Origin of the sequence: Kocuria sp. ZOR0020 (assembly GCF_000800955.1) — a bacterium.
GTDB lineage: Bacteria > Actinomycetota > Actinomycetes > Actinomycetales > Micrococcaceae > Kocuria > Kocuria subflava.
The window spans coordinates 1-388 of record NZ_JROX01000402.1; the positions used below are offsets into that span (position 1 = coordinate 1).

The following is a 388-nucleotide window of genomic DNA, read 5'->3' on the forward strand; positions in this document are numbered from 1 at the left end:
AGGAACGACGGCACGCCTGGCGGGCTGTCCCGTAAGACCCGTCCGGTGAACTGTCCGGTGAAGGGAGGTTATATGACACACTGGGGAGCATGTCCCCCTTGAAGGTCGGCTATGCCCGAGTCTCCACCGACGAGCAGGGCCTGACCGCGCAGCGTGACGGACTCGCGGCGTTCGGCGTCGATCCCAAGCGCATCTACGTCGATCACGGGCTCACGGGCCGCAACGCCGACCGTGAGGGCCTGCAGCAGGCGCTGGCAGCGTGTCGGGACGGCGATACATTCGTGGTCACCAAGCTCGATCGGCTGGCGCGTTCGGTCCGTGATGCCCACCAGATCGCCGACGACCTCGCGGCGCGGGAAGTGAAGCTGAGCATCGCCGGATCGGTGTA

Annotated in this window: 1 protein-coding gene; it reads left to right on the top strand. The window is 66.5% G+C overall.

The annotated features are described in order from the left end of the window. Positions 1-89: 89 nt before the first annotated feature. Positions 90-388: recombinase family protein (locus L979_RS13980; RefSeq protein ID WP_047692874.1), on the top strand; the 299-nt coding region annotated here is incomplete at its 3' end.